This is a genomic window from Alteromonas sp. I10 (assembly GCF_003201515.1).
In the GTDB taxonomy this organism is placed as follows: Bacteria; Pseudomonadota; Gammaproteobacteria; order Enterobacterales; family Alteromonadaceae; genus Alteromonas; species Alteromonas macleodii.
Genome location: NZ_QJJN01000005.1, coordinates 85,769 through 108,298 on the forward strand (window position 1 = coordinate 85,769; position 22,530 = coordinate 108,298).

At 45.7% G+C, this 22,530-nt stretch carries 20 protein-coding genes; 6 read left to right on the forward strand and 14 right to left on the reverse strand.

The window, feature by feature from the left end; all coding sequences use genetic code 11:
• Window positions 1–74: 74 nt before the first annotated feature.
• The 5 genes from dnaB to BZA03_RS11455 all read right to left on the reverse strand — a co-directional run bounded on the left by dnaB (window position 75) and on the right by BZA03_RS11455 (window position 4,396).
• Window positions 75–1,460, reverse strand: coding sequence for a replicative DNA helicase (dnaB, locus tag BZA03_RS11435; protein ID WP_014951107.1), 1,386 nt, complete (start codon window positions 1,458–1,460; stop codon window positions 75–77).
• A gap of 115 nt (window positions 1,461–1,575) precedes the next feature.
• Window positions 1,576–2,046, reverse strand: a complete 471-nt coding sequence (locus BZA03_RS11440) for a hypothetical protein (protein WP_014951108.1) — start codon at window positions 2,044–2,046, stop codon at window positions 1,576–1,578.
• Window positions 2,047–2,300: 254 nt separating this feature from the next.
• Complete coding sequence (locus tag BZA03_RS11445) at window positions 2,301–3,302, reverse strand: DUF4097 family beta strand repeat-containing protein (RefSeq protein WP_014977658.1); 1,002 nt, start codon at window positions 3,300–3,302, stop codon at window positions 2,301–2,303.
• 13 nt (window positions 3,303–3,315) lie between these two features.
• Window positions 3,316–3,828 (reverse strand): hypothetical protein, encoded by a 513-nt coding sequence (locus BZA03_RS11450; RefSeq protein WP_014951110.1) that lies wholly within the window; start codon window positions 3,826–3,828, stop codon window positions 3,316–3,318.
• The gene (locus BZA03_RS11455; RefSeq protein WP_014951111.1) at window positions 3,821–4,396 is read right to left on the reverse strand and encodes an RNA polymerase sigma factor; all 576 of its coding nucleotides are present in this window, start codon (window positions 4,394–4,396) and stop codon (window positions 3,821–3,823) included. Before BZA03_RS11455 ends, BZA03_RS11450 begins: the two co-directional genes overlap by 8 nt.
• A 117-nt stretch (window positions 4,397–4,513) precedes the next feature.
• Here BZA03_RS11455 and BZA03_RS11460 point away from each other — a divergent pair, with 117 nt between their 5' ends.
• Window positions 4,514–5,164, forward strand: coding sequence for an MOSC domain-containing protein (locus BZA03_RS11460; RefSeq protein ID WP_014980567.1), 651 nt, complete (start codon window positions 4,514–4,516; stop codon window positions 5,162–5,164).
• A gap of 21 nt (window positions 5,165–5,185) precedes the next feature.
• Here the strand turns inward: BZA03_RS11460 and BZA03_RS11465 are convergent, their stop codons facing one another.
• Entirely contained in the window at window positions 5,186–6,298 is a 1,113-nt protein-coding gene (locus tag BZA03_RS11465; protein WP_110288846.1) for an MBL fold metallo-hydrolase, read from the reverse strand.
• 289 nt (window positions 6,299–6,587) lie between these two features.
• On the opposite strand from BZA03_RS11465, the gene BZA03_RS11470 reads away from it, so the two are divergent.
• Both BZA03_RS11470 and BZA03_RS11475 read left to right on the forward strand, forming a co-directional pair.
• On the forward strand, window positions 6,588–7,277 hold the full coding sequence (locus BZA03_RS11470) for a response regulator transcription factor (protein WP_014977663.1): 690 nt from the start codon (window positions 6,588–6,590) through the stop codon (window positions 7,275–7,277).
• Window positions 7,274–8,704, forward strand: coding sequence for a sensor histidine kinase (locus BZA03_RS11475; protein WP_110288847.1), 1,431 nt, complete (start codon window positions 7,274–7,276; stop codon window positions 8,702–8,704). Before BZA03_RS11470 ends, BZA03_RS11475 begins: the two co-directional genes overlap by 4 nt.
• Here the strand turns inward: BZA03_RS11475 and BZA03_RS11480 are convergent.
• From BZA03_RS11480 to rpsF, 7 genes are all read right to left on the reverse strand, one after another.
• Entirely contained in the window at window positions 8,682–9,812 is a 1,131-nt protein-coding gene (locus tag BZA03_RS11480) for a PepSY domain-containing protein (protein WP_014977665.1), read from the reverse strand. The genes BZA03_RS11475 and BZA03_RS11480 overlap by 23 nt on opposite strands.
• A 13-nt stretch (window positions 9,813–9,825) precedes the next feature.
• Window positions 9,826–11,871, reverse strand: a complete 2,046-nt coding sequence (locus BZA03_RS11485) for a TonB-dependent receptor (RefSeq protein WP_110288848.1) — start codon at window positions 11,869–11,871, stop codon at window positions 9,826–9,828.
• A gap of 96 nt (window positions 11,872–11,967) precedes the next feature.
• Entirely contained in the window at window positions 11,968–13,056 is a 1,089-nt protein-coding gene (locus tag BZA03_RS11490; RefSeq protein WP_110288849.1) for an efflux RND transporter periplasmic adaptor subunit, read from the reverse strand.
• A gap of 13 nt (window positions 13,057–13,069) precedes the next feature.
• On the reverse strand, window positions 13,070–16,255 hold the full coding sequence (locus BZA03_RS11495; RefSeq protein ID WP_110288850.1) for an efflux RND transporter permease subunit: 3,186 nt from the start codon (window positions 16,253–16,255) through the stop codon (window positions 13,070–13,072).
• 459 nt (window positions 16,256–16,714) lie between these two features.
• Window positions 16,715–17,167 carry a 50S ribosomal protein L9 gene (gene rplI, locus BZA03_RS11500; protein ID WP_012519953.1) on the reverse strand — a complete coding sequence of 151 codons (453 nt, stop codon included), beginning with the start codon at window positions 17,165–17,167 and terminating at the stop codon, window positions 16,715–16,717.
• Between the two features lie 26 nt (window positions 17,168–17,193).
• On the reverse strand, window positions 17,194–17,421 hold the full coding sequence (rpsR, locus tag BZA03_RS11505; protein ID WP_012519954.1) for a 30S ribosomal protein S18: 228 nt from the start codon (window positions 17,419–17,421) through the stop codon (window positions 17,194–17,196).
• An 11-nt stretch (window positions 17,422–17,432) separates the two neighbouring features.
• Window positions 17,433–17,834, reverse strand: a complete 402-nt coding sequence (gene rpsF, locus BZA03_RS11510) for a 30S ribosomal protein S6 (protein WP_014951120.1) — start codon at window positions 17,832–17,834, stop codon at window positions 17,433–17,435.
• 246 nt (window positions 17,835–18,080) lie between these two features.
• On the opposite strand from rpsF, the gene BZA03_RS11515 reads away from it, so the two are divergent.
• The 3 genes from BZA03_RS11515 to BZA03_RS11525 all read left to right on the forward strand — a co-directional run bounded on the left by BZA03_RS11515 (window position 18,081) and on the right by BZA03_RS11525 (window position 20,713).
• Window positions 18,081–18,368: a YebG family protein gene (locus BZA03_RS11515; protein WP_014951121.1), complete on the forward strand. Its 288-nt coding sequence runs from the start codon at window positions 18,081–18,083 to the stop codon at window positions 18,366–18,368.
• Between the two features lie 222 nt (window positions 18,369–18,590).
• Window positions 18,591–19,394 (forward strand): ABC transporter ATP-binding protein, encoded by an 804-nt coding sequence (locus tag BZA03_RS11520; RefSeq protein ID WP_014977669.1) that lies wholly within the window; start codon window positions 18,591–18,593, stop codon window positions 19,392–19,394.
• Window positions 19,394–20,713, forward strand: coding sequence for an ABC transporter permease (locus tag BZA03_RS11525; protein ID WP_110288851.1), 1,320 nt, complete (start codon window positions 19,394–19,396; stop codon window positions 20,711–20,713). The genes BZA03_RS11520 and BZA03_RS11525 overlap by 1 nt, the downstream gene beginning before the upstream one ends.
• A 117-nt stretch (window positions 20,714–20,830) precedes the next feature.
• Here the strand turns inward: BZA03_RS11525 and BZA03_RS11530 are convergent, their stop codons facing one another.
• Window positions 20,831–22,414, reverse strand: a complete 1,584-nt coding sequence (locus BZA03_RS11530) for a PAS domain-containing methyl-accepting chemotaxis protein (protein ID WP_110288852.1) — start codon at window positions 22,412–22,414, stop codon at window positions 20,831–20,833.
• Window positions 22,415–22,530: the final 116 nt, after the last annotated feature.

The window sequence follows — 22,530 nt, forward strand, 5'->3', positions numbered from 1 at the left end:
AAATACTTTAACTTGTTAACCCTTAAAATCTAGACCGTGGCCGCGGTCGAAGCCTTTAGTCGCTAAAAGAGGGGCTAATATTCGTCGGCTATGGCAGGGCCTGCATAGTTGTCAAATCGTGAGAATTGGCCTTGGAACGTAAGTCGACAGGTACCAATTGGGCCGTTACGCTGTTTACCAATAATAATCTCTGCAATGCCCTTATACTCACTGTTTTCGTGATAAACCTCATCACGATAAATAAACATAATAAGGTCGGCATCCTGCTCGATTGAGCCAGACTCACGAAGGTCAGAGTTTACAGGACGTTTATCGGCACGTTGTTCTAGCGTACGGTTAAGCTGTGAAAGGGCAACTACCGGCACTTCAAGCTCTTTAGCCAATGCTTTCAATGAGCGAGAGATCTCTGCAATTTCCAATGTTCGGTTATCGCTAAGAGAAGGTACGCGCATCAACTGAAGATAATCCACCATGATTAGACTGATTCCACCGCGTTCGCGAGCGAGCTTTCTTGCGCGACTTCGCACGTCCATTGGTGTAAGGCCTGATGAATCATCAACAAACAAACAATCTTTGTCTTTGAGCATAGCCATGGTGTTGGAGATACGTGCCCAATCTTCATCATCCAGCTGCGCAGTACGAATTTTGGTTTGGTCAACGCGGCTTAATGACGCCAACATACGCATCATGATTTGTTCTGAGGGCATCTCAAGACTGAAAACAAGTACAGGTTTGTCTTCTGCCATCATGGCGTTTTCAATCAAGTTCATAGCGAAAGTAGTCTTACCCATCGATGGACGAGCCGCCACGATAATAAGGTCAGAGGGCTGCATACCACTGGTCATTTTGTCTAGGTCGGTAAAGCCGGTAGTAACACCGGTAACGTCTTTATTGGTTTTCACCAATTCTTCTAGACGGTCAATGGTCTTCCCTAAGATAGACTCGACATCGCGAGGACCTTCGTTTTCACCAGTTCTTCGCTCGGCAATTTCAAATACTTTACTTTCGGCCAGATCAAGAATGTCTGCACTGTCACGGCCTTCGGGGTTGTACCCAACTTCCGCTATCTCATGCGCCACCCCAATAAGCTCTCGGGTTATCGCGCGCTCACTGATAATTTGCGCATAAGACACAACGTTCGCAGAACTTGGCGTGTTTTTGGCAAGTTCACCTAAGTAGGCAAAACCACCAGCATCTTCCAGTTCATCATGCTTTTCCAGCTCTTCTGATACTGTTATAAGATCTATTGGCTGGCTACTGTTTAGTAGTCGAGTGATAGCACGAAAGATAATTTGGTGTGAGCGATTGTAAAAATCGTTATCGGTAACAAGCTCCGCGACTTTGTCCCAGCTTTCAGGGTCAATAAGCATGCTGCCCAAAACAGATTGCTCAGCCTCAATGCTATGAGGTGGAACCTTCAATTTTTCAACATTCTTATCGTTTTTAGACGCAGACGCCACGAGTGAAACCTATTCCAATGCACAAAAGTCAGTTGGATATTATGCGCTTTTAACGTCCATCACTCAACAAAGGAAGTCGTCATTTTGTTGCGAAAGCGCAAAAAGACAACATCGTTTAAAGCGTTTTCTCCAGCTTTAAAAACGTACCATCAACCAAGGTGTAGGCGCTGCCACCTTCCTGAAAAATGAGTGTAGAACCCATGATTGCTGAATTATCAAGGCACGACAAACTTACTTCAGTAATCTTGTCGTCGCTAAAGCCAAGCGATGATGGAGAGGCTTTAAAAGCAGCATAAAAATCTTGATTACTGATATTTTTCGTTGAATACACCGGTGACTCACAAAATGCCTGATCGAGTTTAGCCGAGTCTGAAGCATAGGTTACCGAGCGACCCAAGAACTTTTCTGACTCTATTGATGAGTGAGCTGAAACACCTACATTATAGGCCTTAGTCACCACCCAAGTACCTTCGTAATAAGCGGGTTCCTGAACAGCACAGCCTAGCGTAAATGCGCATATTCCAAACGCACCAATAATTAGACTATGAAATCGCCAAAACCTTTTGACGTGTCCAACAATACTCAATTTAACCTCCAATCAAAAAATAACAAACCATGTGATGATGTGGGTGAAGCGTGCAGGTCCGCTAACTTGTAACTAAGAGCCATTAAAACGTACTTTTGTTACTTACAAACGCTCAGCTACACATTTTTAGCGACCAAACAAAAAAAGCTGCGATCACTCGCAGCTTTTCATTAATCACCACATGTCTGATTAATAAATGTGGACTAAATTCATTTTTTCAACCTAAAGTTTCAATTGTGTTGCCTATAGCTTATTCACTTTTGGTCTATTTCAATTCGCCCGTGTACCGTAGAGATGTCTACATTTGCAGCCCCACCGTTGTGGATAAAGCGTAGCCAGCTACCTGGGCCATACTTAGGCTTTTGCGACTTTTCATCACTGATATTGTTTACAATGTTGCCGCCAGCGTGCGTCTCAATATCAAATTGTGCCGATACGCCATCTTGAAAGACAAATTCCATCGCACCGCCTACAGAATTCGCTTTTACGCTACCGTTCTTATTAAGACCTAAACTTGCGTAAGTCCTTCCATTAACCGTATTGATTTGCAGTACGTCTACCGCTTGAAGAGACACATCGATTCGACCGTTGACGGTTTCTACTGATACGTCTGGGCTATCGGAAGTGATGTCGAGCTTGCCATTAACTGACGCAAAGCTCACTGGCGTGTTTCCTGAGTGTGACGCTTCAATTTCGCCATTCACTGTTTCCGCCTCTAAACGGCCTCTCACATTCTCAAGCACGATATCGCCATTAACCGACTCAACTTCAACCCGCTCACCTATGTTTTTAAGGGTTACGTCGCCGTTTACCACCTCAACATCTACTGCTTTTGTTATACCTTCTGCAATAAGATCAGCATTGACCGCGGTATAGTGAAGGTCGCTTGCTGAAGGTATATAGATAACAAGGTCGTCGCCATCTTTACCTTTATTAAACCAGCTCTTTGAGTGGCGCTCGACTTCAACGTGTATAACCACGACATCTCCACGTCTTTCAAAGATAAACTCTTCAGTTTGATCGCCCAGTTCACCGGTGACACGAACCTGAGACTTATCCCAAACTCGGATGTCTGCTTTTCCGTTGATGTGTTCAATGTCCACTTTCGGCGAAGACGATGTGTCGATGGTCTTATCTACTTTTTCTCCTGCAAACGCCGCAGTAGCGATACTTAGCAGCGCAGTAGTAAGTAATACCTTGGCCCCCAAAGGTGCCATGAACGTGTGCAAAAATGTGCTTTTCGTATTTATATTCATCTTTAAACCCTTATTAAATTTGCTGCCACTTTGGCGCGTGCACTCGCTCAATTAAGGCAATCTGCTGTTGATATACGTGATGCAGCATTTTGATTAATGCTGAGTTGTCTGGATCGTCCTTTAATGCCGCTTTAATAACATCTGCAGCATCGTCCAATTCTTTCAATTGCTCTTGCCAATCTTCCGTTAGCGCTGTTGTACTTTCATAACTAGCAAGAAGACTATTCACTTGTTGTTGCTGCTGCATACTCATTGCGTCAATCAAGGCATAGCCATCGCTTCGACTTTCATCAGCTTTAAACGCAAAAGGAGCCGCAAACCACAATACAGTAACTAAACAAACGCTTGCGGCTATCGCCATCCACTGTTTTGATGTAACCGTAGATGATGAAGCGTCGTCTTGTGAAGCGTCGCCTTGCTGCGATGTTATGCCGAGTTCAATACCTCGCCACAAATCTCGTTCTGGCTGCTTCTCTTTTGATATCCCAGAAATATGCTGAGCAAGCTTGTCGTCAAAATTACTCATCATCGACTCCCATAAAATCTTTCAATAATTGCTTAGCACGGAAAAATTGTGCTTTGCTTGAGCCCACTGCCATGTTCAACATGCTGGCAATGTCTTCATGTCTGTAACCTTCAATTGCATGGAGGACAAAAACCATTCTGGCTCGCTCGGGTAAGCGAATAACTAATGCTTCTAAATCCACATCTGTGCTGTTTTCTTCAGCCGGCATCTCGTTAATGCCGCTGTTTTCCAAGTTAAACATGCGCTGCACCCACCCCTTCTGCTTGCGCATATAGGAGATGGTAATGTTTGCCGTAACACTGTGTAACCATGTGGAAAATTGGCTTTGCCCATCAAAATTACCCAATTTTTTCCATAGCTGAATAAAGACTTCTTGCGAAGCATCTTCTGCCATTCCCTTTTCACCTGTAAGCCGGTAACAAAGCGCGTAGACTCGCCCAATATGTTCATCGTAAAGGGACCGAAACGCCTGCTTATCGCCCTTTTTCGCTTTAGATATCAGCTCATTTTCGCTTTTATTACCAAACACCACATTGGCGTGTACAACACGTTGTTGTGTGTGTTCCATTCTTTTCTCTTTGTTATTTGTGGTGCTGATTAGCATTAGCACTTGTTAGTGTTATAAGGTTAGTCGTACCCTATAGTAGAAAGGTTTAAATGCACAAAAATATTTTTTGGAGATGCCATGTCTACCTCATTTTCTGTTAACGCTCTGTTTGCTGGAAAACCTCAGCCGCTAGGCCCTCGTGGGGCACCAAGCAGTATTGTTAAAGCCCCCGTCGACGCGTTAACGGTACATATGGACAGAACCGATGAAGACGAACAGGCCAACAAACGGCTTCACGGTGGACCGGAGAAAGTGCTGCATCAGTTCAACCCGACCAACTATCTGACATTAAGAAAGCATTTTCCTGAAGGCGAATTTTCGCTGGGCAGCATTGGCGAAAACATCAGTGTAGAGGGCATGGACGATGCTACCGTTTATATCGGCGATATATGGAAGTTCGGCGAGGTAGAACTGCAAGTAAGTGCACCCCGTGCCCCTTGCAATAAAATCTCGCAACGCTTCGAAGTGCCCAATTTAGATAGATTTGTCGGAGAACGAGGTATCACTGGCTGGTATTACCGGGTTATTAAAACCGGAACCATCAGTGTTGGCGACGAAGTAACACTACTGCACCGTGAGGACGATACCGTTAACGTTCACACCCTAATGCAATGCGCCCATACCAAAGCAGACAAATCCCTGGCACAAAAGCTAGCGAAACTTGAGGCGCTTGATGACGAATGGCGCGAAAAATGCCAAAAAATTGCGGATAAGATTGCGGATAAATAGGCCATTTATCTGTAGCTTAAATTAAAAAGACGCCTGCTCACCTTCATTCAAAATAATCCAAGGCATTGCAGGGTTTAGCTGCTTCTTCATTTTCATAAGACGAAATAGCGCAGAATGTGACGTCTTGTCACCCATCATCCAGCTGGCATTTCCATAGCCCCAAGGCACTACGGCTTTACAGCCTAGGTCTTGGGCCGCAACAATGGCATCTTCTGGCGTAGTATGTACCTTGCGATACCATTTAGGTGAGGTTTCGCTGAAATAAGACGCTATAGGTAACAGGCAAACATCTATTTCACCAAAGCGCGCTTTAATATCCTTGAAGTGCGGTGAATATCCCGTATCCCCCGCAAAGAACAATGTTTTGCCTTCACTCTCAAATACCCAACCACCCCACAGTGTCGTATTGTCGTCCTCGTACAAATAAGGCACCCAAATTCGGTTACTGAAATGATGGGCAGGCACGAAGTGAATAGAGGTTTTGCCTACGTTTTTGTTGGTATACCACGCCATCTCTTTAATGGTGTAGCCTCTATTAGGGAAGTGCTCTGCGAAACCTAACGGAACAAGATATTCGAGCTTTGTACCTAATTCGGCAATATCGGCTTTATTGAAATGATCATAGTGAATATGGGAATAAACCACAGCATCGGTTTGTGCGAGTTTGTCTTCACCTACCTCAGCGGGTTCGTTGCGGCTGAACCCCTCCGCCAATCGAAAAGCCCAATTAACGGGCCAATCAAACTGCCCAAACACAGGGTCAATAAGTATTTGCTCACCACTTGCAGTGTTAAGTAAAAAACTTGCGTGCCCTAACCAGGTGACATTAAAGCCGGTGTGCGAGTTCACTGTCGGGTTGTTGCCAACGAACTGACAATTTTGCATGTCACTTTCACATTCAATATCGGCAGACGCTGGGTAGCAATCATTAGTGCACGTGACGGGGTATGCTTTAAAACCGTCGTAAATATTGCTGAATCTGTCCTCATACCCAGGCTCATTGGTGTGCTTGATTACAGCATTTTCACCTTCTATCTGAGTAACATGATTAGAGCTGGCGCAACCAGTCACGACACTTCCTGCTACTACTAGCGACGCCAACAACGTCGTTAACTTCTTTAAACTCATTACCATTTTTAAGATCGTGTCCTTGTAGCTCCAACCTAGGAGGCAAAGCGCTTAGTTGACTGCTGCGTCTATGCTTTATTTACTCAATTGTGCAGACATCAAGAGCACCGCAGTTTAGCGCAAGCACTAAGATGGCTGTTAACCGTTATTGTAAAGCGAGAAACCATCAGCACCACAGTAAATTTGTAACAATATAAAAGCGCGCGTTAGCGGCCGCATTTATCGTCACAAACCGATTAGTTGCAAATGATAACCATTATTAATAGTATGTTTAAAATTCTTTCCTGAAGCCATTATGCGTAAAACCCGAATACTCATTGTTGAAGATGACGCGACGTTAAGTGAACAAATCACACAGCTGTTGCAGTCTCGAGGATTTGACACTCGCCACGAAAGTGACGGTAATGCTGGATTACAAGCTGTGCTTGAGGAGAACTTTGACCTTGTGTTACTCGACATACGCCTTCCCTCTTTAAACGGCTTGTCGCTGTTAAACCAATTAAGGCAAATAAAGCAAACCCCGGTGATGATGATCACCGCGTCAGGTGCCGAGCAAGAAAGGATTGAAGGCTACCGTAAGGGCGCAGATGACTACTTACCCAAGCCCTTCAATTTTACTGAAATGATGCTTCGCATCGACGCACTGTTGCGACGCAGCAAAACACTAAACGACTCAGGCACGCAAAAGTCGGAAATCATTGTTGATGTGCTTTATTTAAATCGCATTCAGCAAGTTACCAAGTACCACTCAAGACTACTCGAATTCACGCCAATACAATTTAAGCTTCTTTGGATGTTAGTAGATAACAAAGGGGAAACGTTGAGCAAAGCATTTCTTTATCACAGCGTGCTTAACAAACCCTTTTCGAGGTACGACCGAAGCTTAGATATGCATTTGTCTAGAGTACGCAAAAAGCTCGTTGAGACTGGCATGCCCCCTGAACGCCTTGCCACTGTCCACGGCCAAGGATATCGCTTTTCGTGAAAAATAAACTGCTATGGCGACTGTGCGCATTTATTGCCGTTGGTACTGTTCTGTTATTTTGGGCCATCGCGTGGCTTACCAATCATACCGAGACCAGCATGAGTTTTATCGATAAAGCTCATCAAGAAACCCTTTATTCCTATGGTCAAGAAGCGGAGAAAATCTACCTGGAGGATGGAGAACAAGCGTTAGCTGCTTTTTTGCAAGAAGTGAAGACAAAGGAAGACACGTGGCTTGCCGTAGTTAACTCCCAAATGACCACATTCGCTGACACCCAAATGTTAGATGAGTTTGTTGACCGATTTCAAATAGGCCGCAGCCCCGAATGGAAAATACATTTATACTTTTCTGAAAACCCTGTGATGGAAGTCCCCTTCGTCGATGACAATACGCACTTTTTAATTCAACTTCCACAGCGTATGCGCCCAGGTTCGTTATTGCTCGCCACACGCTTAACGCTTCAAATTGCATTACCTCTAGTGATATTAAGTCTGTTGAGTTTTATGCTGTATCGACACCTAATGACGCCACTAAAGCAATTAGAAAATGCCACAAAAGATTTCGCAAATGGCAATTTAGAAGCCCGTGCAATGGCTGCAATGCCCAAGCGAAATGACGAACTTACTGGGCTTGCCCAAACGTTCGACAAGATGGCCCAAAGAACCAGCAGTCTCATTTATAATCAAAGAAGTTTGCTTGCTGATCTCTCTCACGAGCTTCGCACGCCTCTTGCTCGTATTGATATGGCAATAGACTTTGTAGAGCAAGACATTAATCGTGAACAAGCACTTTCACGCCTGCGTTATGAAGCGAGCACGATGAGAGAGCTTGTTGAAGATACCCTAACCTTTGCATGGCTAAATACAGAATCGCCACAATTGAACAGCGATGACTTTGACTTGGTAGAACTTATCAATGTTATTTGTGAAGATGCGCGGTTTGAATACCCTGATAGAACCTTACATGTCGACACACCTGAATGCGCGAACATTGAAAAGAGCAGCCAGCTTGCTTTGGGGCAGGCGTTAGAAAATATTATTCGTAATGCCTTGCGTCATACCCCTGAGCAAAGCAAGGTGAGTTTAACGCTGACCGGCGATAACAATAACTATGTTATCACGGTTACAGACGAGGGCACCGGCGTCCCTGAATCAATGCTAGACGCCATATTCGAACCTTTTTTCAGGGTAGACAAGGCACGTGCAGCCAAAAACTACGTACATGCCGCAAAGCGCTCTGGCTTTGGTCTTGGGCTTGCACTGGCGAAACGTCAAATTGCCGCTGTGGGCGGCGACATTTCGGCGATAAATCGCGCTGCACTAATCAAAGACGCTGCATTACATAGAGACGCTAGTGCTACAAAGCAAACAGGGCTAGTCGTTACCATTACCCTGCCTAAGTCTTTTAATGCTGCTTTCGCAAATTGAGAAGTCTCTGCACACCAAGTAGTGTGCCAGTATAAACTAAGATACAGCAAAGCAAGCTTACCAGCCCTGCAATGGTCTGCCCTATAAAGCCAAAGTATTCTCCCGTGTGTAAAAAGCGGGAAGTACCCCAAGCCTGACTCCCTTTGGGCCAATCGGTTTTGTACAGTGTCCTAGTGATGTCACCGGTTCCCGTGTCGAAATACAGTGAATACGCTAACTCTTGCCGGTGCCCTATACTTTTATCGATATAAAACCGTGCAACACCCTCACTTTTGCCAATTTCCATCCACATGGAATACCAATCCTGATAGCCATTTTCATTGGCGTGTTGCTGAGCTTTGGTAAATAGCGTGTCGTAACTGACAACGTCGGCGTCTAGCGTCTCAGGCATAGCTTTCTTTTCGCGAGTAGGGACTTGTTCACCGTACATTCCATACAATGCTTTGTTTGCCCACTCAAAATAAAACAGGGTAGCCGTTAGTCCAATCACAACTAAAAAAGGCAGTGACCACATACCAAAAACAAAATGCCAATGTCGGCGACGGTGCTGTTTATTAGTGTACTTTTGCCGTAACCACATTTGCTGCTTTAAGGATTTTTTCGATATGTGTTTGGGCAACCATATGATGACTCCCGATAACAGCAAAAAAATAAAAATAAGATTGCTATAAGCCGTTATGGTTTTGCCAATTAATTGGTAATCCCCTTCCATTAAAAGATATCGATGCAGGTCAGTTATGACATGAAATGCTTCTTCAACGACCCCTTCTCCTTCTCTTAATATATCTCCGGTATAGGGGTGAATAAGATAGCTGTGTTCGCCGGCCCATGCGGGAATTGCCGCTCCCTCGCTATTGACCCATCGAACAAAAATATGCGCTTCGTTAGGATGCTTTTCACGAAGTATTGATACAACCCGCTCAGTCGAGATTATCGACTTTTCGATATCAATCGTTTGCGCATAAGCCATTTCACTTAGCTCTTTGAACTGGCGCTCGTAAGTGAGTAATACACCAGTAAAAGCCATAATGAAAACGACAATGCTGGCCAATAAGCCAGCAAAGAGGTGGGCCCAAAAGACCCACCTTTTAAACGTGGAAAAGTTCATCTAAAGGCGTTACTTAGAAATCGTAAGTGACAGACAAACGAATATCTCGTCCAGCTTCTTGCGGTCCAATAACGCTTGGGAATACTTCGCTATAGTCACCCACACTTGAATGGTCGATATACGCTTCATCAAACAAGTTCGTTACCGCCAGATTTAAGCGAAGGTCGTTTGTGACTTCCCACTCGCCATAAATATCCACTAGGGTATAGTCTGCTTTGTTAAGTGAATAAAGCGAGTCGGTCCAACCGTTTTCCAAGGCCTGATGCAGTGTATCTATGTTGATGTCGTCAACCATAGTGATGTTAAAGCCAACGCTAATGTCTGCAGTAACGGTGTAATCTGCACCAAGTACCCACGTATCACCGCGACTATTGCCTAAGCCAACAAATTCGTATCCGTTAATATCGATGCTGTTATAAGGTACGCTGTACAGACCTTCACGAGGCATCAATTCAACATCTACGCTTGAAAACCCAAAGTACACGTCAACAGAGTCCCAGCGATACGCAAGGTTAAACTCTACGCCAGATGATTCTAGGTCACCGATATTATTAAATACCGAGTTGCCTTGATAACCGCTAAATAGCACATCATCAATAGTAGATTCATAGGCGCTAAGGCGCGCATTAAGGTTATTCGCGCTGTATTCGATTGACGCTTCAATATTGGTGACAGTTTCAGGCACCACGTCACTGGCTACAACTGGAACGTCCTCACCATCATATAAGTATTCGTCAAGCGTGAAACCATCACCAATTTGCTTACCGCGCGCCGCTTCTGCGTAACCAAGACCAAGGGTCCAAGCTTCGGTAAGCTGATATTCAAGACCGACGTTAAAGCTAAGTTCATTGTCGTCTAGTCCAGATGGCTCATCAGTAACGGGTGTGCCGTAATAGTCATCGATCAAGATTTGTTGCTGAAAATCAAAGTCGTCATAACGAACACCGTAGCTCAACAACAACTCTGGAGTGATATTGCTATGAGCTTGCGCGTAAATACCCATTACGCTGCCTTCTTCTGCGTTCTGCACAGGACCTACGCCAGGACCACTTTCTACCTCATCTTTACGATAGTCGATACCGTAGGTGAATACGTGGTTTGAAATGTCGGTGGTGTTTCTAATATCAAAACCATAGGTATCGATATCAGACAAGAAATCGAAACGGCCGCCGCGGAACGATGATGAAGTTTGGTATGCCGTGGCTTCTAAGAAAACCAATGCACTGTGGTCAAAGCGGTAGTTCGCTACGTAGGTATCACGCTCTGCTTCACTAGGATAAAGTGGAGCACCTTCTAGTACTACCCAGTTAGGTCTTGCCGAAAACTCACCCTCTTCATCGCGCTGCTCTGCACTTATTGAAAGGTATTGATTATCCGCAATGTAACCACTGGCTTTAAGGAACATAAGATCTTGATCTGCGGCAGTACCCAGCACTTCGTTGCCGTCGCCGTCTTCAAAGTTATCTCTGTCAACCGTGCTGTAATAACCTAGCAAGCCCCATGAATCACTTAGCTTTCCATAAAGGCTGCCGCTATATCGCGTACCTTCGTTTGAGAAATAACTCGCTTTTACTCGACCACCAAATTGTTCGTCGCCTCTCAATAAATCTTGCGCATCTTTGGTTTTAAAGCGGATTGAACCACCAATGGCACCTGGGCCACTGGTTGCTTCACCTGCACCAGCCTGCACATCGATTTGCTTCAAAAGATCGGGATCTAGCGTTACGCGGCCAATATGGTGAAATAGTGTTGAGGTTTGTTGCGCGCCATCTACGGTTACATTCAGGTAGGCATCTTCTAGTCCACGGATAAAGATTTTCTGCGCTACACCTACTGAACCGCCAACGCTGACCGACGGAGACTCTCTAAAAACATCAGCTAAATCGTTTGCCTGAAACTGCTCAATATCCTCGGCAGTAATGCTCAAGTTGGTTGCTGCGCCTACCACAGCAACTCGCTCTATAGACTTGGTTTCTTCATTCTGGTTTTCTAGGGATTGCGCAAATACTACCGGACTGGATAGCGTGCATACTGCGCTGGCTAAAACTAACTTTTTCAAGGATGTCTCCATTTGATAATCAACAATTACAAATAAGAAACATTCTCATTAACTTTAGTCTAAATGGATAGCACTTTTACATTTGTTACAATTCTCTCAGTTCTTCGCTGTCAAAGACTCACGCTCATTGTTGTAACGTACTTTCTGGCCTGCACGCAGACGTTCAGCTCCTCTCACCACAACCGAGCGCTTCGGGTTCACATCGCCAAACACTTCAATTCTATCGCCCATCCCCACCCCGGTTGTCACCTTAACTTGCTCCGCTTCATTATTTTCATTGAGCTGATAGATAAAGGTGCCCGACTTTCTTAGTACCAGCGCATCGCGGGGTATGGTGACACCATCATGAGTATCGCTGCTAGGCAGCGCCACGCGCACTGCACTGCCTATAGGAAAGTCACCGGGGTTGATGGCAATTCGTAGCTCCATCATGCGCGATGTACTGTTGCCTACCGGTACAATGGCACGAATAGATTCTTCTACTTGGTTCACGTTATTGTGAACGCTAACGCTCATGCCGTTAGCAATATAGGGTAATACGTTGAGCGGTGCGCGCACCTGAACTTCAACGCTATCAGGGTTTACCACGCGAAGCAGGGTTTGCCCTACCCCAGTGTATTCGCCCGGCGACTGCAGCCTTTCAACCACCAAAGCCGTAAAGGGAGCACGAATACTGCTTTGTGCTATCTGATACTCGGTGAATTCTAAATCTAATTTGGCTTGCGCTAACTCCTGCTTAGCATTCTCTAAGTCTGCTTCCACTTCCTCTAACTCGCCTCTGGACGTGTTTTGACTGGCCTGAAGGTTTTTGTACCTCGCGAGTCGTTTGGTAAACAGTTCAACCTGCGACTGCCATCTGGCAATATTTGAGGCATTTTGATTGCGGGTAATGCTTAAGCGAGTATCGTCGACTTTAACTAAAGGCTCCCCCGCTTTCACCACATCACCTACATCTGCCATCCAAGTGATGCGACCGTCTACCTCAGAAGCAAGGTTTGCATCGATAACGCTTAGTACCGTTCCAGGAACCCAGGTTAGTTGTGAAATCGCTTGCTCTCTGGCTTCATCTATTTGTACCAGCACCGGCGGTGGTTGATTGCTATCCTGTGCGTGTGCGCTCAACGATACACTGATTGCAAATAAGGCAAACACACTAAGGGCGAGAGTAGAAGTCATTGCTTTCATGGTTGTCTTTTCCTTACACATGATCGTTGTATTTATTTTGTTTTACGGTGGATGAGGTAGTCGGCGAAGCGCCAGTGCTCTCTATGCGCTCGGCCAGGGGTTTGAGTATATTTACAGGTGACTTTGAAGCCGTCATACGCAGCAAGGTAGGCAGTAATAACAAGGTGAATATGGTACTCACCGTCATTCCTCCCACAATAACAGCCGCAAGACCTCGGTAAATAACGCTGCCTGCACCTGGTAGCAACAGCAGGGGCAGCATGCCAAAGATTGAAGTCAGCGTGCTCATAAAGATAGGCCGTAAACGTAGTTTTATGGCTTGTTCTACCGCGTCATCACGGGTCAGCCCTTCTTGCTCTCCTATACGAGTCTGATGCACGAGTAAAATGGCATTGTTCACCACAAGCCCTAGCAAAATAATGAAGCCAATCATGGTTAACAGGTCCATGGGCTGGAAGGTAAAGATGTTCATGATACGAATAGCAATCACCCCGCCCACCGTGGCTAGCGGAATAGAAAGTACTACCAGAACGCTGTCTTTTAACGATTTAAACAACCCCGCCATTAACAGCAGTAGCAACACCATGGCAAAAAGAAAGTTATCAGCCATCGAGGCAATAGCGCCTTTTAAGCTATCCGCGCTACCACCATAATTAATAGCGCCATCGGTAGGCATCATGGCCATAATGGCAGGTTCAACCTCAGAGGTAATCACTTTCATGGCTTCTTCTAAACTCATACCCTCTGGCGGATTTACGTTTAGCGTCAGGGTTCTTCGACCATCAATGCGCTGAATACGACTTGGCCCTACGGCTCTTTCAATACCTACCAGTTCGCCTAATTGCACCACCTTGCCTGATGGTGTCATGACTGGCGTACTGTTTAAGTCTTCGGGTGTGAACCAAGGTGCTGAGCGAAAGATAATATTCATGCGTTTGGTGCCATCGAAGTACTCCCCCACATACATACCATCACCCATGGCACGTACCAGGTTCCCCATACTGCCGCGATTTAACCCGACTTCCATCATTCGGCTGTCATTAGGGTAAAAGCGAAGCTCTGGTTCAGCTTGCTCTAGTGGAGGATTCGAACGCGCGTTAGCGTTAGGGAAAACTTCTCTCAATTTGTCTAAACCTGCTTGCGCAGCGATGCCGAGCATGGCTTGGTCGGTACCTTGAAGATGTATGTCGATTGAGCGACCATTTCCAAAGCCACCAAACAAATTGCCCTGTTGTGAAAAGGTTTGTGTATCCGGCAAATCCTTTAAAATTTCATCGCGAACAATGGCTTCTAACTCTTTAACCTTAGACTGATCTTTAGCGCGCACACCCAAATTTCCGCCATTTGGCCATGTGATAATGTAGTAGTTTTTCAGCGCTGGCTGCTTTTCTCCGTCCATATAGGGCTGCAGTCGCTCAACGATAATTGGCATCACTTCTTCACTAATAAAGTTTTCACTGGCACCCGCAGGCAAACTTAAGAAGGCGTCAACGGCATCGCGTTTTACGGGCGGCAAATAATCCATGGAAGGCATAAGCAAAACACTACCTGTAATAGGCACGCCCATGAGTGTTATGACTAATACAAGGCGGCGAAGCGGCGTACTTGATAGCGACATAATAGCGCGGGTTATCTTAGCCCATACCCGCTGTAAGCTATCAGCTGGCATGTTACCATTAAGGTATCTAGCGGCAACGACGGGCAATACCGTTACCGCAACCACTAGCGACATACACACTGCAATGGCAATGGTAAGAGCGAGGTCAGCAAACAATTGCCCTTCAACATCTTCCAAAAACATGACGGGAATAAAAATAGCAACGGTGGTGGCTGTTGACGCCATGAGGGCACCAAACACTTCTTTCGTTCCCCGATGGGCACAATCCTCCATGTGCGTTTGTGAATGTGGGTCTTTATTTTCGATTTCGGCTTCGGCGCTCTTGCGCGTTCTTACAATGTTTTCCAGCACGACAATAGCGGCATCTAGCACCATACCTACCGCGAAGGCGAGTCCTGCCAGTGAAATGATATTGAGCGAGCGACCGGTAAGTTGAAGCACCACAAAAGTGCTAAGTAGTGAGATAGGAATGGCCAATGCCACAATGAGCGTTGCCCGCAGCTGGCGCATAAAGAGCCAAAGCACGGCAATGGCAAGCAGCACGCCTATAAATAAATTGCTGGTAACTAGCTGCACCGCTCTATAGATAAACACTGAGGCATCGAAGCTTTGCGCCATTACTAACTGTTCAGGGGCCAAGTCCTGTTCGTTTATTTGTGCAACTTTTGCTTTTACGGCTTCTAAGGTAGCTAAAACATTGGCGTTGTTTTGTCTGTCTACGCGAATAGATATAGCCGGATTGCCGTTTTGCACACTGTAGTTTGCACCGTCAGCGCGGGTGATTTTAATTTCGGCAATGTCATTTAGAGTGATAGGGCTGCCGTCTCGCCATTCAAGGATCATTTCACCCATTTGCGTAGGCTCGTAGCGACCTTCAAAACGCAGGGTATAGCGCCTTCTGCCCACATCGACAAAGCCGCCTGAAATATCATTCGCACGCCCCAACTCGTTGGCAACTGCCGTTAGGTCAATGCCTAACTGCGCCGCTTTAAACGGGTCGAAAACAATTTGAAACTCCTCAACGCCGCCAACCCCGCTTTCCATACGCGCCCTTGCAACGCCCGGGATGGATTCAAGCTGAGGTTTAATGACATCGGTAAAAAAGGTTACATAGGTATTAATTTCGTTTGGATTGCCCGGAAGGCGCTGAAGAAAAAAGTAGGTCAAAGCGGGGGCGTCTCCCCCACTTCCAGCAAGCATAATATTAGGGGACAAGGCATCGCGAGGTAGTGGCGGTACGCGATTCATGCGGCTAATCACTTCAATGAGCGTTTTCTGCATGTCCGTATCTAAACCAAACTCTAGATTAATCCACGCATTACCTTGGTTTGCCCATGCATTCATCGACTCAAGGCCAGGGATCCCTTGCAGCACTTCCTCTTGAGGTTCAATGATCTCCGACTCAATTTCTTGGGGCGACGCAGCGCGCCACGAGGTCTGGATGTTAATATTCGGTCTTTCAATGTCAGGAAACAGCTGTACCGGTAAATTAAACAGGCTATATAGCCCTAAAAATACCAGTAGCGTTATTCCGATACCTACCCCAGTCGCGTTTTTTATTGCTTGCTTAGTGATGTCCATAATATGGCACTTATGCTTTTTATTGTTTGGTTTACTATAGGTCGCAGGAATGACAGAAAAAGTTTAAAGCCATGACACTAAGAATTTCAGCGATTATTAACATTTTGTTTAAATACCGTTTAAAAAACGTTATTTATCGCAGGTGAGTGGACCTCAAAAATACGCCATTTGTCGGCGCTGGACATATTTGCTTACACCCATCGTTAATTAGGCGTCGCGACGTGGAGTGAGGGTAGGGATATTTTAAACTCGCCCTTCGGGAAGGTCTGGCAAGCTTCACTCTGGGAATTTGAAAAGCAACGGCCATTCCTGCATTCCCACGCTTTGTTAGGAAACTTGCCAGCGCCTTCTGGGTGGGCAATCATCTATGCGGATTGGTATTGGTCTTTAAGTATCGAATAAAAATTTAGAGCAAAAAAAAGCCGCTCTAGGAGCGGCTTTTTTCAAATACGTCAGCGATTACGCTTCAGCAATGATGATCACTTTGATTGAAGTGATAACGTCAGAGTGAAGTTGTAAGTCGATGTCATACTCACCAGTCTCACGAAGAGTACCAGTAGGTAGTTTAACTTCTGCTTTTTGTACTTCAACGCCAGCTGCAGTGATTGCATCAGCGATGTCACGAGTACCAACAGAGCCAAATAGTTTACCTTCGTCACCAGCAGGAGCTGCGATTGTAACTTCAGCAAGCTCAGCAACTTTTTCAGCGCGTGCGTTAGCAGCAGCTAGTTGCTCAGCAATTTTCGCTTCAAGTTCAGCACGACGTGCTTCGAACTTTTCAACGTTGTCTTTAGTTGCAGGAACCGCTTTACCCTGTGGGAAAAGGAAGTTACGAGCGTAACCAGACTTAACAGTCACTTGGTCGCCCAGGCCGCCAAGGTTGGCGATTTTATCTAGTAGGATGATATTCATCTTAGCTAACCCTTATATTCGCCAAATTACTTGTGTGAATCAGTGTACGGAAGCAACGCAAGGAAACGTGCGCGCTTGATCGCAGAAGACAGCTGACGCTGATATTTTGCGCTTGTACCAGTAATACGGCTAGGGACAATTTTACCGCTCTCAGTGATGTAGTTCTTAAGAGTAGCGATATCTTTGTAATCAATCTCAGTCACACCTTCTGCAGTGAAACGGCAGAACTTACGACGTCTGAAAAAACGAGCCATGGGTGATCTCCTTAAGCGTTGTCTTCAGTGGTTTCAGTTTTCTTTTCCGCGCGATCTTGGCGAGGAGCAGAATCGTCACGACGCTCACGACGAGGCTCTTCTTTCATCATTGGAGAAGGCTCAGTCACAGCAGTCTTAGTGCGCATAACCATGTTACGTAGGATCACGTCGTTGAAACGGAAAGCATTTTCCAATTCATCAACAGCTTCTGCAGACGCTTCAGCATTGATTAGTACGTAGTGGGCTTTGTGCAGCTTTTCAATTGGGTAAGCCAGTTGACGACGGCCCCAATCTTCTAAACGATGAATCTGACCACCGTCTTGCTTTAGGATTGTGGTATAACGCTCGATCATACCAGGTACTTGTTCACTCTGATCAGGGTGAACCATAAATACGATTTCGTAATGACGCATTATAGCTCCTTACGGTTGTAGCCTCGACAGTACAGCCGACTGTATGGAGACAAGGAACGAATTGGGATGGCTGTAAGGGCGCGCATTATACGCAGCAGTTACTAATTGCACAAGCATTAATCACCTTTAGAACAATCATTTGCCCTTTCCCCAAACACTACGCGCAGACATTTAATCAAAATACTGTTTATTTATACAGTAAAATACTGTACAGTTTTTGTGTCTTTAATAAACAGGGGACCTACCATGGCCATTACCACACAGTATGTTGTTACGCACAAAGGGGTAGAAAAATTGGTAACTACCGACAAAAAAGAAGCCGATCAGTATGACAAAATGCTCGATGCAGCAGATAACCTTGCTGACTACATTCATGCGAAGGGCATTAAGCTAGACGATAGCGTAGTGGAAGAGCTCACCATTATGCTGTCTAAAAACAAAGATAAAATCAGTAAGATTTTCAAAGGCGCAACCGCAGAAAGCGTATTAGAAGATGAAAGTGCAGAAGTGGTAAAGCTACAAGCTAACGGCTGATAATTTAGGCGCGCCTCTCTTTTGCGTCGTTATGATGAGCAATTAATAAGAGCAATTGCCGCTTTAGGCTGATGAGATCTGATAGCATAGCTATACGCAAAAATGTTATTTGATAACATTACCTCAACGCGGCAATGTGTTTTCTCTGGTTTTTAACTGGGTGAACAGACGTGTCGCTTTTGCTAATGTGAACATAAGACGTAAATACAGGTCGGGCTTAGCGTGAATACCATCAATAAAAAAAATAGCACTCACTCCCAGCGCAACGCAGTGTCTGAAGAGCACAACGCAGTGAATAAAGAGCGTAACACAGCGATTGAAGTTAGCAATTTACAGTTTTCGTACACCAAAGAAAGCCCCCCCATCATTGACATTAAAGCGTGGCAAGTTTCGCAAGGTGAGCACGTTTTTCTCTCAGGGCCTTCGGGTAGCGGAAAGAGCACATTGCTCAATTTGCTGTGCGGAACATTAACTCCAACTCAGGGCGACATTGCCTTATTAGCGCAGCCTTTCTCCGCATTATCGAATCGACAGCGGGACAAGTTTAGAGCACGCAATATCGGCGTTGTTTTTCAACAATTTAATCTTATTCCCTACCTTTCTGTGGCACAGAACATTAATGCGGCGGTGTATTTTGCAAGTACAAACGTCAGCAAGACAGCATCAGACGCAAAGCTTCGTCATTTACTGGACAAGCTACAGCTGCCTTCTCACGTGCTGCATGCGAAAGCTGACGCATTGAGTATTGGTCAGCAGCAGCGCGTTGCCATTGCCAGAGCACTGATTAACGACCCACAATTATTAATTGTCGATGAACCTACCTCTGCCCTAGATACCGATGCCAGAGATAGTTTTATGTCGCTGCTAAAAGACGTTGCAGGTGAAAGCACCATGATTTTTGTTAGTCACGATAAAGCCATGGAGAGTTATTTCGACCGCCACTGCAGCATGAGTGAATTAAGCCCAAGTACAAACCACATAAAAACGCGAGGCGATGAGGCCCCAAAAGCACAGGAGCGTGCGTAATGCTAAGTACCATTGCTATTGAAAGCTTAAAGCGCAGGAAAACAACGGCAATCCTCACACTTTTAAGCATTACCATCAGCATTAGTTTACTTTTGTGCGTGGACATTATTCGCACCCAAGTTAAAACCAGTTTTACGCGCACCGTTTCTGGTGTTGATCTTATTGTTGGCGCACCAAGTGGACAGCTTAATTTACTCCTGTCATCAGTGTTTAATATAGGCACTCCCACCAAAGGTATTGAATATAAAAGTATTGCTGCGCTTCAATCTAACAAGCAGGTATCGTGGCTTATCCCACTATCTTTGGGTGATACCCACAGAGGTTTTAGAGTAGTAGGTACGACCAACAGCTTTTTCGATCACTTTAAATACGGTGATATGCAATCACTTGAAATGGCAGAAGGCTCGGCATTTACGCAGCCATTGTCTACCGTTGTTGGCGCAGACATCGCCAAATCATTGGGGTACAAGGTAGGGGATAAGATTATTATTTCCCATGGTCTGGGTAGCGTATCGTTCAACAACCATGACGATCACCCTTTCACTATCTCAGGCATAGTTAAGAAAACCGGTACGCCCGTAGATAAAGCCGTATACGTTACCCTACAGGGACTTGAAGAAGCCCACACAGGACCTAAACTTTCGCCCACCTCAATGTTAGGCCGTAAATCTGCTGACAAGGCGAACGAGCATGAGCATGAGCATGAGCATGAGCATGACGAGCATACAAAAGAACATGCAGCTTACAATAGCGAAGCGTTTACGCCTGAGTCAGTATCCGTGGTGATGCTGGGGCTTAAACATCGGGTAACTGCACTGCAGCTTCAGTATCAAATTAATCAAAGTAAAAAAGAGCCGCTAATGGCTATTCTACCGGGCATGGCACTCGCAGAACTTTGGCAAATTATGGGAAATGTAGAATCGCTATTGCTTGGCCTTTCCGGCCTTATCGTCATCTGCGCGCTTATTGGGCTTGCGACTATGCTGCTAGCAACGATGAGGGAGCGTTATCAAGAAATCGCCGTTTTACGAACTATAGGCGCAGGACCGTTTACCTTACTGCTACTCATACAGATTGAAGCGATGCTGCTTACGATTGTGAGTGCCGCACTAAGTTTAGGCTTGGTAGCTGGGCTTATGAGCGCACTAAAACCTTGGTTAAGCAGTACCTATGGGTTGTTTTTAAGCAGCCCGCTGTTTGGACAAAGCAGCGTTATTATCATTTTACTGATACTGGGGTGCACATACTTGGTTTCACTATTCCCCGCTGTGGCGGCCTACAGACGCGGCCTACACGCAGGACTAAACGCGAACTCATAAATACCCATGCCTACAGCGTTGTTTCGGGTTTTATAGGCTTCTATTTAGCCCCACATCTGTGCGCCAATAGGCAATAGGTCTTTTAATGGAGTGAGCTTAAGTGAGCTGGAGAGAGTATTACTCTCCCACTCGCTTATCGGTACTAAAACGCAATATTAGCTCGTGAACCTGATTAACCGTTGCGCGCAAATCGTGACTTGCTGCAAGCGATGCTTCAGATGAACGCTGGGTTTCAGACGCGCCGTCAGCGACTTCTACTAACTGCTGGTTAATATGCTCTGCCACCGTGCTTTGTTCTTCTACCGCTGAAGACATCTCTACCGTGGCATCAGCGATACCTTTCACTGCATTGTTAATTTCAAACAATGCACCTCGGGTTTCTTCTACTATAGCGCTGCCGTGCTCAGCTGAAGCTAGCCCTTCCGTCGATACCCTTACAGCTCGATCAGAACGCTCAGCCAATTCATTAATGATGTTGTGGATTTTATCGGTCGATTCGCGAGTTTTCGAAGCTAAAGTACGAACCTCATCGGCAACAACCGCAAAACCTCTTCCTTGTTCGCCAGCCCTTGCAGCTTCGATCGCAGCATTAAGCGCTAACAGGTTAGTTTGCTCAGCGATGGTCGAGATGATATTGGCCGCTTCGCCAATATCGCTGGTTGACTGAGCCAACTCTGTCACTGTGGTAGAGATAGACTCAACCGCCTCGCGTAAGGCGACAATCGCCTGCATGGCTTGTTCTGCTTTTTGGTTGCCTGTCTCTACATTAGATGCCGCTGTCCTTGCGCTCTTTGCGTTACTTTCTACTCGTTCGGCAACTTCTTGAATTGCTTGACTCATTTGCGTTACCGCAGACGCAATTTGCTGTGTAGCTTGATTTTGCTGAACAACCGCGGCACTGGTGCTTTCTGCTTGTTGATGCGTGGTGTTAGCAATTGATTCGAGCCCCGCTGATGCATCTTTAATTCGGGTTAACGCCGTGCGATTTCTGGCAAGTTCACACCCCAGTGCAAGTTTGGCTTGGCTTATGTGAGGGGGGTCTGGGAAGTAGGTTTGTGCCACCGTTTCATTAGCGTAGCTTTCTGGGCTAAGAGAAAGCAGCGCGCCCCAGTCTTTTCTTGTCTTGGCTTCTTGAGCAATCATTAAAACTATAGCTCCAAGCAGCGCAATACCTGCCGCTGCCCAACCATGGGTAAACGCGAGTACTAAAACAAGTAGGGCGCTTAACAGTATTGTTGGCGCCATGTGCATGAGGCTTTGCCCCAGTCGCGACATCGGCGATACCGCAGATTTTCCTTCCTGCATTCTGGCGTAAACGCTAGATGCGCGTGCTATTTCGTCATTTAACGCCGGCACTCGAACAGATTCGTAGCCTACTACTGACTTACCTTCATAAACGGGAGTCACAAACGCCGAAACCCAATAGTGATCGCCATTTTTTCTTCTGTTTTTGACTAACCCAATCCAGCTTTGCCCTGATTCCAAAGTACGCCACATTTCTTTGAAGACAGGAGCAGGCATATCTGGATGACGGATAATGTTGTGATTTTTGCCAATGAGCTCTTCGCGACTGAAGCCACTTGCTTCTACAAATGCGCTATTACAATGCTGGATTACACCGCGCTTATCGGTAGATGAAATAAGACGATGATGTGCGGGAAACTTGTACTCTTTCTGGGTAACTGGCTGATTATTTCTCATTGGGTGCTTTCTCCATGTAGCAAAGCAATCATCCGTTAATCGTAGGAAATGTTGCTTACCTCCTAAGACTAGAACATAAACAAATTCTGTCTAGCAGGAAGAAAAAATTAGAGAAA